Source organism: Isoptericola sp. NPDC057191 (genome assembly GCF_042670225.1).
GTDB lineage: Bacteria > Actinomycetota > Actinomycetes > Actinomycetales > Cellulomonadaceae > Isoptericola.
On the sequence record NZ_JBHUWC010000084.1, the window covers coordinates 1 to 16,510 of the forward strand.

Annotated in this window: 10 protein-coding genes; 8 read left to right on the forward strand and 2 right to left on the reverse strand. The window is 71.8% G+C overall.

Annotated features, from left to right (window positions below):
• Window positions 1-193: 193 nt before the first annotated feature.
• Genes ACFT55_RS11920 through ACFT55_RS11945 form a run of 6 tightly spaced genes read left to right on the forward strand, consistent with a single transcriptional unit; the run spans window position 194 to window position 7,722 of the window.
• A complete protein-coding gene (locus ACFT55_RS11920) occupies window positions 194-1,537 on the forward strand; it encodes a family 1 glycosylhydrolase (RefSeq protein ID WP_380244046.1) in 1,344 nt (447 codons plus the stop codon).
• Window positions 1,534-2,673, forward strand: coding sequence for a sialidase family protein (locus ACFT55_RS11925; protein WP_380244047.1), 1,140 nt, complete (start codon window positions 1,534-1,536; stop codon window positions 2,671-2,673). The genes ACFT55_RS11920 and ACFT55_RS11925 overlap by 4 nt, the downstream gene beginning before the upstream one ends.
• Before the next feature lie 28 nt (window positions 2,674-2,701).
• Window positions 2,702-3,820, forward strand: coding sequence for a beta-galactosidase (locus ACFT55_RS11930; RefSeq protein WP_380244048.1), 1,119 nt, complete (start codon window positions 2,702-2,704; stop codon window positions 3,818-3,820).
• Entirely contained in the window at window positions 3,817-5,127 is a 1,311-nt protein-coding gene (locus ACFT55_RS11935; protein WP_380244049.1) for a glycoside hydrolase family 27 protein, read from the forward strand. The genes ACFT55_RS11930 and ACFT55_RS11935 overlap by 4 nt, the downstream gene beginning before the upstream one ends.
• 25 nt (window positions 5,128-5,152) lie before the next feature.
• The gene (locus ACFT55_RS11940) at window positions 5,153-6,658 is read left to right on the forward strand and encodes an alpha-N-arabinofuranosidase (protein WP_380244050.1); all 1,506 of its coding nucleotides are present in this window, start codon (window positions 5,153-5,155) and stop codon (window positions 6,656-6,658) included.
• Entirely contained in the window at window positions 6,655-7,722 is a 1,068-nt protein-coding gene (locus ACFT55_RS11945) for an arabinan endo-1,5-alpha-L-arabinosidase (protein WP_380244051.1), read from the forward strand. Before ACFT55_RS11940 ends, ACFT55_RS11945 begins: the two co-directional genes overlap by 4 nt.
• 14 nt (window positions 7,723-7,736) lie before the next feature.
• Here ACFT55_RS11945 and ACFT55_RS11950 read toward each other — a convergent pair whose 3' ends face one another.
• Window positions 7,737-10,427, reverse strand: a complete 2,691-nt coding sequence (locus ACFT55_RS11950) for a glycoside hydrolase family 97 catalytic domain-containing protein (RefSeq protein WP_380244052.1) — start codon at window positions 10,425-10,427, stop codon at window positions 7,737-7,739.
• A 102-nt stretch (window positions 10,428-10,529) separates the two neighbouring features.
• Window positions 10,530-11,321, reverse strand: coding sequence for a DeoR/GlpR family DNA-binding transcription regulator (locus tag ACFT55_RS11955; RefSeq protein WP_380244053.1), 792 nt, complete (start codon window positions 11,319-11,321; stop codon window positions 10,530-10,532).
• A gap of 101 nt (window positions 11,322-11,422) precedes the next feature.
• Between ACFT55_RS11955 and ACFT55_RS11960 the strand changes: the two genes are divergently transcribed.
• Both ACFT55_RS11960 and ACFT55_RS11965 read left to right on the forward strand, forming a co-directional pair.
• The gene (locus ACFT55_RS11960) at window positions 11,423-12,091 is read left to right on the forward strand and encodes a GNAT family N-acetyltransferase (RefSeq protein WP_380244054.1); all 669 of its coding nucleotides are present in this window, start codon (window positions 11,423-11,425) and stop codon (window positions 12,089-12,091) included.
• Between the two features lie 160 nt (window positions 12,092-12,251).
• Complete coding sequence (locus tag ACFT55_RS11965; protein ID WP_380244055.1) at window positions 12,252-16,448, forward strand: PQQ-dependent sugar dehydrogenase; 4,197 nt, start codon at window positions 12,252-12,254, stop codon at window positions 16,446-16,448.
• The last annotated feature ends 62 nt before the right edge of the window (window positions 16,449-16,510 follow it).

The window sequence follows — 16,510 nt, forward strand, 5'->3', positions numbered from 1 at the left end:
GCTTTTAAGCGCGGGGGGCGGGTCGTCGGCAATAACGGGGTGCGCGCCCTCTCCACCCCCCCCGCCCGGCGCGGGTGGCGTTAACCCCCTCCCGTGACCCGCCCCGCGCTGCCCGGCATGCCGCCGCGGCGCCCCTCCCCCGTCCACCCGTCCGCGCGACCTCGCAGGAGGCACCCATGAGCCGAGGCCACACATGAGCCCGCAGACGAACGACACCGACCTGCCCACGTCCCTGCCCCCGCTCGCGGTCGGTGTCGGGATCGAGGACACGTTCGTCGTCGAGCCCGTCCCGGGCCGGCGCGAACTCGACGAGTACGTCCTGACCGACCACGACCGTCGCTGGCGCGAGGACGTCGAGCTGCTCGTGGCGAGCGGCGCCGACCAGATCCGCTGGGGCGTGCCGTGGTACCGGGTGCACCCGGCACCGCACCGGTTCGACTTCTCGTGGACCGACGAGGTCCTCGAGGCCCTGGGCGCGAGCAGCGTCGAGGTGATCCTCGACCTGGTGCACTACGGCACGCCGGCGTGGCTGGAAGGCTCGTTCGCCGACCCCGGCTACCCGACGGCGCTCGCCGACCTGGCGACGGCCATGGTCGAGCGCTACCCGCAGGTCACGGTCGTCACGCCGACCAACGAGCCGTCGGTGACCGCCGAGCGGTGCGGCGAGGACGGCATCTGGCCACCGCACCTCCAGGGCGACGCCGGCTACCTGCAGGTCCTTCTCGGCGTCGCCCGCGGCGTGGTCACCGCACAGCGTGCGGTCGCCGCCGTCCGGCCCGACATCACGTTCTGGCACGTCGAGGCGTCGCGTCGGTTCGTCGTCCCGGACCACGAGCCCCCCGCGGGCGCGAGGTGGGGCGCGCGCGCCGCACACCTGCGCGAGCGCGTGTTCCTCCACCAGGACCTCGTCACCGGCCGCGTCGACGACGCGCACCCCCTGGCGGCGCACCTGCGCGCCCACGGCGTCGACGACCAGGACCTCGCCTGGTTCGCCGAGCACGCGGTGCGACCGGACGTGCTGGGCGTCAACTACTACCCCCACGTCTCGACGGTCGACGTCGGCCACGACCCGCTCGTCCTGCCTGCCGACGGACCACGGCCGTCGTCGTGGCCCGTCACGTACGCAGGGGCGGACGCGCTGGAGGACCTGCTGCGCACCTGGCACGCGCGCTACCCGGCCGTCCCGCTCGCGCTCACCGAGACGGGAGACCCCGGCACGATCAGCCGCCGCGTGGACTGGGTGCACACGTCGATGGACGTCGTGCAGCGGCTGCGCGCCGAGGGCCTCCCCCTCGTCGGGTGGACGTGGTGGGCCCTGATCGACTTCCTGCTCTGGGACTACCGCGAGGGCAGCGCGCCCGCGCCCGAGTACCTGCTGCGGCACGGCCTGTGGGACCTCGTGCCGGACGGGACCCGGCCGGACGGGCTGCCCTCCTACGCGCGGGTCCGCACCGCGGCGGCCGACGCGTTCGTGGACGTCGCGGCCCGGTACGGCCGCGCGGCGGCCGGCGCAGGGACGGCCGGTGACCGACGATGAGCGCCGCTGACGTCGAGACCACCGTCGTCCACTCCGGCAGCGTCGGCGAGGCGGGCGCGATGTACTCGCGCCTGCTGGTCACCGACCCGCACGGACCCCACGCGGGGGCGATGCTGCTGACCTGCGAGCTCCGCCTGGGCGTGGCGGACCCCGCAGGACCCGCCTTTCCCGTGTGGCGCTCGCCGGACGGCGGCAGGTCCTGGAGCGAGCACGCCCGGGTGGCCGACCACCTCGGCCGCGGCAACCGGTACCAGCCCGTGCTCTACGAGCTGCCCGGCGACGTCGCCCACCTGCGTCGCGGCGACCTGCTGCTCGCCGGCAACGCGATCCCGGGCGACGGCTCCACCACGACGATCACGCTCTACTCCTCCACGGACGGCGGCGCGTCCTGGCAGTTCGAGTCGGTGGTCGACTCGGGCGGTCCCGCGGTGTACGACCCGTCGCGCACCTCGACGACGACGGCGATCTGGGAGCCCGAGCTGGTGCTGGTCGACGGGACGCTCGCGGTGTACTTCGCCGACGAGCGGGAGAAGCACCGCGGCATGCTCCAGGTGATCTCCCGCCGGACCACGACGGACCTCCGCACCTGGACCGACGTCGAGACCGTCGCGGGCGTGCCCGACCACTACCGGCGCCCCGGCATGTTCGTCGCCACCGGGCCGCTGCCGGACGGTTCCTACCGGGCGGTCGTCGAGTACGTCGGGCCGCCGGAGGTGCCGATCCACCTTCGGTCCTCGCCCGACGGCCTCGACTGGGGGGACCCGGCCGAGGCGGGCCCGCTGCTCGTCTCGCGCGAAGGGGTGGTGCTCTCCGGGACGCCGAACCTGGCGTGGACGCCTGACGGTGCCGGCGGCGCGACGCTCGTCGCGACGGCGCGGCACTCCTGGCTCGACGGCGTGGAGGCCAACCACGCGCTCGTCAGCGACGACCTCGGTGCGACGTGGAGCGCGATGCGGCTGCCGGTGCACGCCGTCCGACGCGTGCACGGCGACTCCTCGGGGTACTCGCAGGCCGTGCGCTGGAACGCGGCGGGCGAGCTGGTGCAGGCCACCACGGTCCGCAACGGGGCCGGCAGCCACGACGTCGTCGTCGCGGTGGTGCAGGGCGACTGGCGCGCACGGGTCGGGCTCCTGTGACGAGCGGGAACGATGAAGGGAGGGCGTCATGAAGCGCCGTTGGACCGAGGACGAGATCTGGGACTGGTACACCGGCCGCGACTGGATCACCGGCATGAACTGGATCCCCAGCGGGGCGATCCACGGAGCGCTGTGGCTGCTGCAGGAGCACGAGCACGACGCCGCCTGGCGTGACGCCGCCCGGGAGATCGCGCTCGCGCACGGGTACGGCATCAACTCCGTCCGCTTCTACCTGCCGTTCGAGGTGTGGCAGCACGAGCCCGACGCGTTCTTCGCCCACCTGGACCAGCTGCTCGACCTGCTCGGCTCCTACGGGATGACGATGATGCCGGTGCTGTTCAACGACTGCTCGGTGCCTCGGCACCGGTGGTCCCCCGCACCCCTCGGCCCGCAGCCCGAGCCCGAGCCCGGCTACTTCGGCGGCTCGCCCGAGTCGCCGTTCGACGACGACGTGCAGGGCGGCGGTGTCGTCGGGTACGTGCTCACCGACGAGCCCGAGCTCGAGCCCACGTTCCGTCGCTGGGTCGACGAGCTCGCCGCACGGTACGGACAGGACCCGCGGATCGTGGTCTGGAACGTGTGGAACGAGATCGGCAACTCGACGCGCGGCGACCTGTCGCTGCCCATGATGGAGAAGGTCTTCTCCTGGCTGCGCGAGGCCGACGTCAGCCAGCCGCTCACGGCAGAGGTCTGGGGCGTGGGCGCCGCGGACGCGTACGACTGGCTGCTCGACCCGTGCCGGCTCCAGCCGGTCGAGGAGCGTGCGATCGAGCTGTCGGACATCGTGTCGTTCCACTACTACGGGGACTATGCGCACGCCAAGGCGCTCGTGCGGCACCTCGAGCAGTTCGGCCGGCCGTTGCTCAACACCGAGTGGATGCACCGCCCGTACCGCAGCATCATCGAGACCCACCTCCCGCTCTGGAAGAGGGAGGGCGTCGGGAGCTACTTCTTCGGCTTCGTGAACGGCAAGGCCCAGCTGAACCATGTGTGGGAGTTCATCAAGCCGTTGCCGGGCATCGACACGAGGCTCTGGATGCACGACATCGTGCACGCCGACTTCACGCCGTACGACCCCGACGAGATCGAGGTGCTCAAGGCCTGCAACCTTCCGCCGTCGCGGCCCGTCCGGAAGGCTGACCGATGACCCGGCTGGGGATGGAGCACCCCCCGCAGGGCTGGAACAGCTGGGACTGCTTCGGCACGACGGTGACCGAGGACGAGGTCCTCGCGAACGCCGAGGTCATGGCCCACAGGCTGCTGCCCGCCGGCTACGACACGATCGTCGTGGACATCGACTGGTACGACCCCACGGCGCGGTCGCACGGCTACCAGGAGGGCGCGCCGTTCGAGGTCGACGCGCACGGGTACCCGTCGCCGGCGCCCGGCCGGTTCCCGTCCGCCGCGGGAGGCGCAGGGTTCGCACCCCTCGCCGACAAGGTGCACGCGCTCGGCCTGCGGTTCGGCGTGCACCTGATGCGTGGCATCCCCCGTCGCGCGGTCGCGCTCGACCTGCCGGTGCTCGGCACGGGATGGACGGCGTCGCAGATCGCCGACACCTCCTCGACGTGCGCGTGGCACCCCGGCTACTACGGGCTGGACCACACGCACCCCGGCGCCCAGGCGTACCTCGACGGGTTCGCCGCGCTGCTCGCGTCGTGGGGGCTGGACTACCTGAAGATCGACGACATGCTGGCGCCGTACCACGCCGACGCGATCGAGGCGTGGCGCACGGCGCTGGACCGCGCCGGGCGGCCCGTGGTGCTGTCGCTGTCCCCCGGCACCGCCCTGTCGACGGCGCACCTGCCCCACCTGCGCCGCCACGCAGACCTCTGGCGCATCAGCGACGACCTGTGGGACCGGTGGAGCGACGTCGAGGAACAGTTCGGCCGCCTCGCGCGCTGGGCACCCCTGCAGTCGCCGAACGGCTGGGCGGACGCGGACATGCTCCCGCTGGGGCGGATCGGCCTGCGCGCCGAGCGCGGCGAGCCCCGCAGCTCGCTGCTCACGCCCGACGAGCAGCGCACCCTGCTGACGCTGTGGGCCATGGCCCGTTCTCCGTTCATGATCGGCGGTCACCTGCCCGAGACGGACGACGAGACGATCGAGCGGCTGGCCAACCCCGCTCTCGCCCGCGTGCTGCGCGAGTCCGTCGACGGCGCCGAGATGTGGCGCGAGCGAGACCTCGCGAGCGGCGGCGAGGTCGTCGTCTGGGCGGCCAGGGAGGCCCACGGTCCGGCGCGCTTCGCCGCGGTGTTCTGGACCGGCGCGGCGTCCCACCAGGTGACCGTGGCGCTGCAGGACGTCGTCGGGGACGCCGTCGCCGCACGACAGGGCGCGTGGACCGCGCACGACCTGTGGGACGCCGGTGTCGTCGGAGTCCGCCCGGACCTCACCCTCGCGCTCGACGTCCCCGCGCACGGCGTGCGCTGGCTCGAGCTCACCCGATCCTGAACCGCGACGAAGCGAGGAAGCGACCATGACCACAGCCCGTCTCACCATCGACCCCGTGTTCCGCGTGGGACCCGTCCGTCGCCGCACCTTCGGCTCGTTCGTCGAGCATCTCGGCCGGTCGGTCTACAGCGGCATCCATGACCCCGACCACCCGACCGCCGACGCCGACGGGTTCCGCGGCGACGTCGTCGACATGGTCAAGGAGCTGGGCGTCTCCACCGTGCGATACCCGGGCGGCAACTTCGTGTCCGGGTACCGCTGGGAGGACGGCATCGGCCCGGTGGAGCGCCGGCCGCGTCGCGTCGACCTGGCGTGGCACTCGACCGAGCCGAACCTCGTGGGCACCGACGAGTTCATGCGCTGGTGCGCCAAGGCAGGCGTCGAGCCGATGATGGCGGTGAACCTGGGCACCCGTGGCGTGCAGGAGGCGCTCGACCTGCTCGAGTACTGCAACGTCCCCGGCGGCACCTACTGGTCGGACCTGCGCCGGGCCCACGGCGCCCTCGAGCCCTACCGCGTCAAGATGTGGTGCCTGGGCAACGAGATGGACGGCCCGTGGCAGACCGGGCACAAGACGCCCGAGGAGTACGGGCGGCTCGCCGCCGAGACCGCGCGGGCGATGCGGCAGATGCAGCCCGACCTCGAGCTGGTCGCGTGCGGTTCCTCGCAGTCGTCGATGCCGACGTTCGGCGAGTGGGAGCGCATCGTGCTGACCGAGGCGTACGACCAGGTCGACTACATCTCGGCGCACGCCTACTACTGGGAGGAGGACGGCGATCTCGGCTCGTTCCTCGCCTCGGCGGTCGACATGGACCACTTCGTCGCCTCGGTCGCGGCGACCGCCGACGCCGTCCGCGCGCGACGCAAGACGGACAAGCAGATCCACATCTCCTTCGACGAGTGGAACGTGTGGTACCAGGACCGCGCCGAGTCGAAGCCCCCGACCGGCGACGACTGGCCCGTGGCCCCGGTGCTGCTGGAGGACAGGTACAACGTCGCCGACGCCGTGGTGGTGGGCAACCTGCTCATCTCGCTCCTGCGGAACTCCGACCGGGTGCACGCCGCGTCGCTGGCGCAGCTGGTGAACGTCATCGCACCGATGATGACCGAGCCGGGCGGACGACTGTGGAAGCAGACGACGTTCCACCCCTTCGCGCTGACGTCGACCCACGCCGCCGGGGAGGTGCTGCAGGTCGCGCTCGACTCGCCGACGTACGAGACGGCACGGTTCGGCGACGCGCCCCTCGTGGACGCGACGGCAACCTGGGACGAACGGGCCGGCGAGCTCGTGGTGTTCGTCGTGAACCGGTCGGTGACCGAGGAGGTCCGGCTCGAGGCCGACCTGCGCTCGGTTCCCGGGCTGCGCGTCGTCGAGGCCGTCACCCTCGCCAACCCCGACGTGTACTGGTCGGCGACGGCCGACGACGACTCGGTCGCACCGCGGGCGAACAGCACCGCCGCGATCGCCGACGGGCGCCTGGCCGCCGTGCTGCCGGCGGTGTCCTGGACGATGATCCGGCTCGCCCGGTGAGGCGCACGCCCCGGCGGCTTGCAGCGGCGGTCGCCGGTGTGGCCTGCGTGTCCGTGCTCGCGGCCTGCGCCGCCGACCCGGTCGCCGGGACCGCCGTCCCGGTCGAGGGCGACATCGAGGTGCACGACCCTGCGCTCGTCGTCGACGGCGAGGACTGGTGGGTCTTCTCCACCGGGAACCTGACCAAGGGGCTCGGCGCCGTCCAGGTGCGGCACTCCGTCGACGGCGAGGAGTGGACCTACGAGGGCGAGGTCCTTCCGGACGACCGCCCGGCGTGGCAGCAGGAGACGGTTCCCGGCGTCACCAACCTGTGGGCCCCGGAGGTCGTGCAGCACGACGGCACCTGGTACCTCTACTACGCCGCGTCGACGTTCGGGTCGAACACCTCGGCCATCGGCCTGATGACGTCCGACGAGCTGGGCGCCGACGTCGCGTGGCAGGACCGAGGGGTCGTCTGGCAGTCGTCCGCGAGCGACGGCTACAACGCGATCGACCCGGCCGTGGTGACCGACGAGGACGGCACCGGGTGGATGGCGTTCGGGTCGTTCTGGGGCGGCATCCAGCTCGTCGAGCTGTCGTGGCCGAGCGGTCTGCCGGCCGAGGGCAGCGAACCCCAGGTCATCGCGAGCCGTGGGGACGCGACCAACGCGATCGAGGCCCCGGCGCTGCTGCACCACGACGGGTACTGGTACCTCTTCGTCTCCAAGGACTCCTGCTGCCAGGGCACGGACAGCACCTACCACGTCGAGGTCGGCCGTGCGGTGGACGTCACCGGACCGTACGTCGACGCCGACGGGGACGCGCTGCTGGAGGACGGCGGTACGCCGGTGCTGGACGCGGCCGGTGACATGGTCGGCCCGGGCGGCGAGTCCGTCGCCACCCGGGACGGGGACGCGCTGCTGGGGTTCCACTTCTACGACGGCGCGCACGCGGGCACTCCCACGTTGGCGATCCGCACCCTCGCCTGGACGGACGATGGCTGGCCCGTCGCGATGACCGCCGACGAGCAGGCGGGCGCGGCCGCCGCGGCGTCCGACAAAGGGACTCCTCGGCGACCGCGCTGAGCCTGGCCTCAGGATCAGGCGCAGTGGAGCCGGGCGTCCCCCCACGCCGCGTGGTCGTTGTTCTTGCCGTCGCCGGCGTCTCCCACCTGAAGGGTCAGGTTCTCGACTCCGGTCACGTCGACCTCGAGAGCCTCAGCCGCCGTCTCCACCGTGACCGGATCAGCGTCGGATCCCACCGTGGCCAGCGGCACCCCGTCACCGAGCACCGTGAACGTCACGCTGCCCTCCTCCGGGTGATCCCCGCCGGGCTCAATCCCGGGTGTGGCGGAGAAGGTCGTGCACTGCCCGCCCAGCCGGACTGCGACCGTGGCGGGCGCGTGCGTCACGATGCCGTGCTCGAACCGGCTGCCGCCGACGTCGATCGGTTCGCCATTCAGGTCGACGTCACGCGTCACCTCCCCGAAGCCCGTGGTCGCCTCCGTGAACGGCAGCTCGGAGACCCAGACGTCGCCCTGGGGCACCGGCGGCAGGACGTCGAGCCGCGCGGCATCGCCCGATCGGATCGTCCGGCCGTCGCGCGTCTCGAAGGTACCCACGACCGGCAGGTCGACCCCGCCGACCGGCCCGTCCCGGCCGACTCGCACCGTCCACCTCCCAGTGATCGTCTGCCCGTCCCCGAGCCGCTGGCGCGTCACTGGCTTGCCCGACACCAGCGTCCACGATCTCGGCAGCTCGACGTCGAGCGACAGGTCGCGGACCGGGCCTCCCTGGCGGACCGCGAAGATGCCCTGCACGGTCACTCTGTCGCCGGCCTCGACGGTGGTCGCGTCGGCGTCGACCAGCACCTGCGTGCGCGGTGTCTCCGGCACGGCCTGGTAGCACGATTCCTGCCCAGACCGGGCGCGGCACGCCAGGAGCACGAACCCGCCGGCCTTGCTGGTCGGGACCGTCATGACGTCCGTGGCGGTCCGGGTCGTGACCTTCTCGACGAGTGAGCGGCCGTCGTCAGTGATCTGGTGCACGAGCCAGGAGCCCTTGCCGAGCATGGTCAGCGGAACGTCGACCGTCCCCGGGTCGCCGGAGGTGATCCCGCCGATGAACCACCTCGTGCCGGCACGGCGCGCGACCACCGCGGAGGAGCCCGGCTCACCGGACACGAACCGGGTCTCGTCCCATGCAGTCGGCACCTGCTGGAGGAACCGCTCCGCGACAGGTTCGGCGGCGTACCCCTCAGGGCTGTCCACGACGTGCTGGAAACCCGACTCGTACACCACCGGCAGGGCGAGCTCGTGCGCCTTCGAGGTCCGCGAGATGCGGGAGAACATGGCGGGCGTGTAGTCCATCGACCCGACGACGTTGCGAGTGAACGGAAGGATCGTGTTGTTGACCGCCCAGGCCTCGTCCTTGTACTGCTCCTCGCCCCGCACGCCCTCGTAGGCCATGACGTGCGGCCAGGTGCGCTGCAGGCCCTTGGGGATCGTCGAGCCGTGGAAGTTCAGGAGGAGATGCCGGTCCGCGGTCTCGGACATGATGTCGTCGTACCAGCGGAACGTCGCCTGGCTGTCAGAGTCCATGAAGTCGACCTTGATCCCCTTGACACCCCAGTCCTGCAGCTTGTCGAACCACTCGTTGCGCTGCGCTTTGGTCCAGAGCGTGCTGGACCGAAACCAGGCGAGGATCTCGACGTCTCGGGCCTGGGCATATCGAACGAGCTCTGGCACCCAGGAGGCGTCCCAGCCTTCGTCGATCAGGGAGTACTTCCAGCCGTTGCGCGCGGCGAGGTCCACGAACCGCTTCTGGAACGCGAGGTCGCCCTGAGCCGCGGTGGAGCCCCCGGTGATCCACGACCATGCCGCCATTCCCGGCTCGATCCACGAGGTGTCGCGGATGCGGCTCGGGCGGGCCAGGTCATCGACCAGCGTTGACTCGACGACGTCGGCCGCCGACCCTGCGATCGCCACGCGCCAGGGTGTGCGCAGCGCGCCCTCGGCCGTGACGGGAGCCCGTTCGTACAGCTCGAGTCCGTACTCGGGCGTCCCGGGCGCCTCGTGGGCCAGGTGGGACGCCGCGTAGGTGCCGGTGACGTCCGACTCCGTGAGGAGCACGTAGTCGTCGCCGTGTCGGAACGTGGCAGGGAACCCGTAGGATCCCGCCTCAGAGCCCGCGGCCGTGGTGGTCGTGTGCGCCCTCTCGTACTGCGGCGCGTACGGCTGGAGCCAGGCGTCGGCGGCCGCAGGGAGCGCGAAGCGAGCCGGCTCGGAGAGCACGTCGTACTGAGCGCCGAGCGTCGCCGGGAGCTCGTACCTGAAGGCGACGCCGTCGTCGGCCACGCGGACCACGACGTCGAACCGGGTCTCGCCGTCGGTCACCCGGAGTCGGAGCTCGTCCTGACGAACGGTGCGCTCGCGCTCCTTGCCTGTCGTCGTCGAATAGCTTCCGCGGACCTCCTCGCGCTCAGCCGCAACCACCACGAGACCGGTCGACAGATCGGCGACGTCCGTCACCAGGCCGAGCGAGCCCACGGAAAGCACCTGCCGGCCGTCGCGCCGTACGGCAAGGTCGAGCTCGCCGCCGGCGAGCGTCACTTCCGCACCGATCGAGCCCGTCGGCGAGTCGACCCGCCACCGGGACGTCTCGGTGTCGCTCTCGGCCGCGGCCCCGGGTGCCGTCGCGATGACGCCCAGTGCGACGGCGACTGCCGTGACCGGTGCCGCCAGGGACCGCGAGCCTTGGGGTTTCTTGCGCTGTGCTGGGCGGTCGGACATCGCCCCTCCTCGTCGTCGAGTAGTGCGGCTCGCCGTCGAGCCGCCACGACAAGTCTAGAAAGGCACTTACCTTCTCACAACGAGAACTATCGAAATCGAAAGTCAGACCGGGAGCACCGAGGTGCCTGCGGCCTCGACGCGGCGCACCCAACCGGGGTCCGCGCCGGCGCCCGTAACGATCGTGTCGACCTGAGAGACGCCCGCGACGACACCGAGGTGCACCCGGCCGAGCTTGCTCGCGTCGGCCACCACCACGGTCCGGGCGGCGGAGGCCATCATCAGCGTCTTGACCTCAGCCTCGGGCAGGTTCACGTTCGTCACTCCGTGATCCACGTCGATCCCGCTGCACCCGACGAACGCGATGTCGGCACGCACCCGCGCCAGCACCTCGCCCACCAAGGGTGCCACGAGGGAGTGCTGCAACGGCCGCAGCGTGCCGCCGGTCACGACGATCGAGAACCGCGGCACCGCCTGTTCGAGCAGGAGCGCGATGTTCAGGGCGTTCGTGATCACCACGACGTCCTTCAGGTCGACCCGGGCGGCCAGGGCGTGGGCGATCGCCGTCGTCGTCGTCCCCACGTCGATCAGGACGCTGGTGCCCGAGCGGACCATCGCCGCCGCCGCTTCGCCGATGCGCCTCTTTTCGTCGGCGGAGGCCGTGAGCGCCTCCTCGAACGACTGCTCGGCCGGGACCACGCCCTGGCGGGCGACGGCACCGCCACGGACCCGGCGAACGCTGCCCGCCCGGTGCAGCGACTCAAGGTCGTGGCGCACGGTCACGCCCGAGACCTGGAGCTCCTTCGCGAGGTCCGTCACCCGGACGAACCCCCGGGACGTCACCAGGGCGAGCGCCTTTTGCCGGCGCGCCTCCGCGCGGGTCGCTTCCTCCCCCATCTTCGGCACCCTTCGTCCTCGACCGTCGCACGACAGCGCAGCCGGATCTCGCTGCAGCGCAGCGACGTGACGTGCACGCCGCGAGCATGGACGATGCTCCCATGACCGATGCCTCTCGCCCCACCCGCACCGCCGCGTCGACGAGCACGTCCGCCCGCCCGGCACTGACGGTCGACCGGTTCGTCCCGGCCGACCGCGACGCCCTCTACGACGTCTGCCTGCGCACCGGTGATTCGGGACAGGACGCGACCGACCTCTACCAGGACGGCGATCTCCTCGGCCACGTGTACCTCGGCGCGTACCTCGCGCTGGAGCCCGACCTGGCACGGGTGCTGCGCCGCACGGACGGCACCGCGGTCGGGTACTGCGTGGCGACGGCCAGCACGACCGAGTTCGAGCGCAGCTGCGAGGAAACCTGGTGGCCTCCGTTGCGCTCCCGCCTCGCCGTCCCCGCGCCCGACGACGAGTCGCCGGACGCGCACCTCCTGCGTGCCATCCACTCCCCTGCCCGGTCCGAGGCCGCCTGGCTCGCGCAGTATCCCGCGCACCTGCACATCGACCTGCTGCCCGAGGCCCAGGGGGGCGGGGCGGGCCGCCGGGTCCTGGAGGCCGTCCTCGAGGCCGTCACCGACGCCGGCGCGCCGGGGATCCACCTCGGCGTGGGCGGGCGCAACCTGCGCGCCATCGGGTTCTACGAGCACCTGGGCTTCCGCACGCTCCAGGAGCAGCCCTGGGGTCGGACCATGGGCATGCTGCTGCCCGCCCGCTGACTCGCTGACCGCCGCACACCCCGCCGCGTCCCGCGTCGAGGGTTCCTGAGCCATCCCTTGCCGCATCCTGAGAGCGGACCTAGGATCCTGAAAGCGCTTGCCTGGCAAGCGCTTTCAGGATCACCCCGTACTGATCGACAACGATGTTGAGAGGTCACAGATGCGCGAGCCCATGCCCCAGCGGTCCGACCGGTCCCGTCCGCCCGAACCCCGCTCCCCCCGACCGCGGGGGAGACGCCTCGCGGCCACCGTCGCCGCCGCGGCCGTCGCCTCCGCCACCGTCCTGGTCGGCGCCCCTGCCGTCGCGCAGCCGGCGGCCGACCGGGAGTTCACCGAGCTCCTCGGCTTCGAGCAGTACCAGCGCACCACGCTGAACGGCCAGGACGGCTGGTCGGCGTCGTCGGCCGCGAAGGTCATCGCCGACCCGCTCAACGGGAACAACCAGGTGCTCGCGATGACCGGGGGCAACCAGAAGGCCTACCGAGCCGTTCCCGAGATCGCGGACGGCACCACCGGCACGCTGTTCTTCCGGTTCTTGCGCACCGGCAGCGTCGACACCTCCTTCGGGCTCACCGACGTCGACCAGCCGTCCCAGACCACGGACAGCCGCGCCTACGTCAACAACCAGAACAGCGACCAGATGCTGGTCCGCGACGGCGGCGGGTTCAAGCCCGCCGGGGTGTGGGGCCGCGACGCCTGGCAGTGCGTCTGGGTCGTCGCGGACAACGCCACCGACAAGGTCGCGGTGTACAGCCAGGGCGGTCCGTACGCGGAGCGCACCCGGCTCCCCGAGGGCACCGAGCAGCAGTTCGGGTTCCGCCAGGGCGTGACGACGTCGCTCGACCGGTTCTGGTGGATCAACGGCGCCAGCAGCGCCGGGGACCTCATGCTCGACGACGTCGCCGTCGACACCGCCGGCGAGAACCTCGCGATCCCGACCGGCAACCCCGGCGACTGCGCCGCGGGCGGCGAGTCGGAGGCCCCGCTGATCAACCCGCTGCCGGACCCCAGGACGTCCACGCTCGGCATCGAGGTGGAGGAGCTGGCGCAGCTCCCCGAGTCGCACACGACCCCCGCGACCCAGGACCCGCGCCTCGACCGGTACAACCGCATCACGCACCTCGACGAGATCCCCGACGGCTCCGGCCGGCTCATGGTGCCCGACAACAACGGCACGCTCTACACGGTCGACAAGAAGACCGGCGCGTACACGCCCTACCTCGACGTGCGCCAGGCGTTCATCGACAACTTCCACAACAGCGCTGGCCTGGGCACCGGGCTCGGCGCCGCCGAGTTCCACCCGGACTTCGCGAAGAACGGCCTGTTCTACACGGTGCACACCGAGGCGGGCACCGCCCTCACCGAGGACACGCCCGACTTCCCCGCCTACGGCACCACGGGCTTCCACAGCGTCGTCACCGAGTGGAAGGCCACGGACCCGTCGGCCCCGGTGTTCGAGGGCACCAGCCGGGAGATCATGCGCGTGCCGTTCAACGGTCGCGTGCACACCGTGCAGCAGATCGCCTTCAACCCGACCGTCCGGCCGGGCGACGCCGACTACGGCGACCTGTACATCCTCGCGGGCGACGGCGGCAACGGCGTCGGCAACGGGAACCCGCAGGACCTGTCGACGCCGCAGGGCACGATCATGCGGATCGACCCGCTCGGGAACGACAGCGCCAACGGCAGGTACGGCATCCCGGACGACAACCCGTTCCTCGACACCCCCGGCGCCCTGCCCGAGCTCTACGCCGTCGGCATGCGCGACCCGCACCGCATCTCCTGGGACCCGGCGGGCGACCACACGATGTACCTCGGGCACATCGGCGAGTGGCAGGTCGAGTCGATCTACGCCGTCGAGCCGGGCGACAACTTCGGCTGGTCGGAGCGTGAGGGTCCGTTCCGGGCGGACAACCGGCAGATCTACCCGCTACCGGCCGACGACGCGAAGAACGGCTTCACCTACCCCGTGGCCGCCTACGACCACAACCGGGACCCCGGCCAGACCGGGGACGCCGGCGTCGCCAACAACGGCGGCTTCGTGTACCGCGGCGACATCCCCGCCCTGCGCGGACGCTACCTGTTCACCGACCTCGTGCACGGCTGGGTGCTGTCCACCGAGGCCGACAAGATGGTGCGCGGCGACGGCGACATCGACGACCTGGCACCCATCGAGCAGCTGCGTGTGTTCGCCGGGGGCAAGGAGACCACGTTCCAGGACCTGGTGGGCGACACGCGTGTCGACCTGCGGTTCGGCTCCGACGCCGACGGCGAGCTCTACCTGATCGCGAAGGCGAACGGGAAGATCTGGCGCGTGACGGGGGCGCACCGCGTCGCGCCCGCCTCGCCGGTCGCCCTCCCCGAGCTCGCCCCGCACCTGGTGGCGCACTACGACTTCGACCACCCGGTGGCCGGGGACGCGACCGCCGAGGCCGACCAGGGCTGGTCGGGCACGCCGATCAGGCTCGTCAACGGCGGTGTCGAGCAGCGGGTCGCCGACCGGGCCTACCCGAGCGCGGGCGAGGCGCTGCAGACCCAGCAGATGAGTCCGCGGACCGCGTCCAACGACGACTGGAAGGCAGGCGTGTACGACGCGGACGGCGTCGACTCGCTCGACGCGTTCGCCGGGACCGACCAGGCCGCCGTCATGGGCTGGTTCAAGCGGACCGGCGAGGGCGTCGCCGGTCTCAACTCCGGCACGGCCACCCCGGACGACCGCTACAACGCGATCGGCCTGGCCGGCGTGCTGACGGGCGACTCCGACGGGCACGCGGTGCGCGCGCTGCTCGAGGTGATCACGGTCGGCGACGAGCTCAAGCTCGTCGCACTCGGCCGTCGCGTGGACGGCGCAGGGTCGTGGACCTTCGCCGCGGACCAGCCCTGGGACGAGATCCTCGCGCGCGGCGAGTGGGTGCACCTCACCGCCACGTTCGACTTCGCGGCAGGCGAGATGAAGCTGTACCGCAACGGCAAGGAGCTCGCGGGGCGGTACACCGCCTCCAACCCCTGGGGGTCCGGTTCGACGTCGACGACGGCCCCGCGGGGCCTCAAGATCGGCGGCAGCTTCCCGCAGGACACCCGGGAGGCCAACCCGTTCAACGGGCGCATGGACGACCTCATGTTCCTCGACACCGTCCCGACGCCGGGGCAGGTCGCGGCCCAGTACGCCCTGTTCGGCGCGACGCCGGCCCAGCCGCCGGCACCGCCGTCGTGCGCCCCGGCGGGCTCGACCGTCACCGACGTCATGGCGTCCGAGAACTGGGCCCCGAAGACTCCCTCGAAGTGGGAGTTCCCCGGGGACCAGATCGTCCAGACCTCGGCGGGGACGGACCCCGGTGACGGCATCCGCCGACCGTTCGAGTACGCGGTCCTCACCCAGGGCCCGCAGCTCGGGTCGTTCGACCTCGGCGCGCAGGTGCGGCTCGACGAGCCCGCCAGCGTGAACAACCGGGACGTCATCCTGGTCTTCGGCTGGCAGTCGGACACCGAGTACTACTACGCGCACCTGTCGCAGGACAACACGATCTACGCCCACAACGGCATCTTCAAGGTCGACGGCAAGGACCGGGAGCGGATCGACGACCAGTGGGACGGCAAGATCGGGGCACCCCCGGCCGTCACCGACGAGGAGTGGCACGACGTCCGCCTGGTGCGGTGCGCCGACAGCGGCGACGTCGCGGTCTACGTCGACGGGCTCGGGACGCCGCTCCTCACGGCGCACGACACCACGTTCGCCACGGGCCGGGTCGGCTTCGGGTCGTTCGACAACTTCGGGCGCCTGCGCGACCTCACGGTGACCACGTCGCCCTCCGACGTCACAGGCCCGACCGTCACGGTCAAGGACGGCGACGAGTTCACGGTGGGCCGTGACGGCACCTACAGCAAGGTCTCCTTCAAGCTGCACGACGCCGGACAGGTCGACCGCCTCACCCTCAACGGGGTGGAGAAGGATCTCACCGACGACGCGTGGTCCGACCTGAACTTCGTCCGGCCGGGCGCGCTCGGCGCCGTCGAGGGCACCAACACCCTCGCCGTGCGTGATGTCGCGGGGAACGTCACCACCGTGACGTTCACCCTCGACGTCACCGGTCCGACGGTCACCGTCAAGGACGGCGACCAGTTCACCGTGGGGTCCGGCGGCACGTACAGCACGGTCTCCTTCAAGCTGCACGACGCCGGCAAGGTCGACCGCCTCACCCTGAGCGGCAGGGCGAAGGACCTCACCGACAACGCCTGGTCCGACCTGAACTTCGTCCGGCCGGGCGTGTTCGGCGCGGTCGTGGGCACCAACACCCTGGTCGTCCACGACGTCGCCGGCAACGCCCGGACGGTGACCTTCACCCTGACGTCGCCGTAGTCCCGCGAGGCCGGGGGACGAGAACGGCGAGAGCTGCGGTCGCAGCTCTCGCCGTTCTCGTC